This window comes from Streptomyces sparsus (assembly GCF_054776295.1).
Genome location: NZ_BAAHCA010001233.1, coordinates 1 through 1,176, shown reverse-complemented (window position 1 = coordinate 1,176; position 1,176 = coordinate 1). Strand labels below are relative to the sequence as shown.

Annotated in this window: 1 protein-coding gene; it reads right to left on the bottom strand. The window is 74.0% G+C overall.

Features of this window, described 5'->3' with window-relative positions:
* Positions 1 to 84: 84 nt before the first annotated feature.
* Positions 85 to 1,020, bottom strand: a complete 936-nt coding sequence (locus ACYVE9_RS27595; protein ID WP_461030618.1) for a DUF6895 family protein — start codon at positions 1,018 to 1,020, stop codon at positions 85 to 87.
* Between the last annotated feature and the right edge of the window lie 156 nt (positions 1,021 to 1,176).

The following is a 1,176-nucleotide window of genomic DNA, read 5'->3' as shown; positions in this document are numbered from 1 at the left end:
CGCCGGGCGGGAGAGTGCCGTGGGGCGGGAGCGGGGCGCCGGACCGGGCGGTGCTGCCGGGGGCCGGGCGGGGGGACGGGTCGGTCACGTCGCGCTTCCCGTCAGGGCCCCCATGGACCGCGAGGTGGCGAGCACCGACGCGAACGCCGCCACCAGCGTCGGGTGGTACACCGCGTCGAACACCTCGTCCGGATCACCCGTCGGCATCGTGCCGTGGGCGGGCATCGCGCCGTCCGGCTCCTGGGCGTCGGCGAACGCCTGCCACGTCCGGGCGTCCAGGAACGGCCGGGGCAGGCAGGCGTCGACGACGAGCAGTTCCCCCAGCAGGTCCCAGTGGCCGATCTCCAGCCAGTCGTCCGTCCACGCGGGCAGCCAGTCGGCGAGGTACTCCGCCATGTCGGCGGGCAGACCTTCCGGGTTCTCACCCCAGTCGGTGAGGTGGAAGACCGTGTGCGTGACCAGGTAGCCGATGTTGACCTCCACCGTCCACGGTTCGGGCCGGCGCCCCAGCCACGTCGCACGGGCGGCATCGGCCAGCGGAACGCTCGGGGTGAGACCGAACCGCCGCTCGAACGCGGAGATGCCCAGCCGTCGGACCGGCAGCGCCTCCACGGCCGACCAACTGCCGAGCCGGTGCGCCAGACGTGCCGTCTGCTCGAAACCCGGTTCGCTGTAGCCGAGTTCGCGGAAGGGGACGTAGATCTCGAACGGGATCGGCGACAGCGGCTCCTCCCGCTGCATCCAGGCGAGCACCCGCCCGCCGTCCAGCAGGTCCCGCCAGGCGTGGTCCAGCAACTGCCGGGCGAGCCTCGACTGCTGCGAACCGGCCACGCCCTCCCGGAACAGCACCTTGCCGATCAGGGCCAGTTCCCCGATCGGCTTCAGCCGGTCCTTGACCTCGCGGTCCGACGTGCCGGCGTCCTGCCGGGGCCGGAAACCGTCCCGGTGGCGGTGCAGCCACCCGATGGCCCGCGCCCCCACCTCGTGCAGCAGGCCGGTGTCGGCTCGTGCCGTGCTCATACCCACTCCTCGGCTCGTTCGGCCTGCGCCTGGGCCTGGGCCCGCGCCTGCCGCAGACGACCGGCGGAGAGCGTGGCGGCGAACGCGGCGGCCAACGTCGAGTGGTAGCTCCAGGCGAAGGCCGCGTCCGGCTCCTGCCCGGCCGGGGCGCTGCCC

Excerpts from the sequence above, each read along its gene's own strand:
- ACYVE9_RS27595 (WP_461030618.1), bottom strand. The coding sequence starts at position 1,020 with ATGAGCACGGCACGAGCCGACACCGGCCTGCTGCACGAGGTGGGGGCG.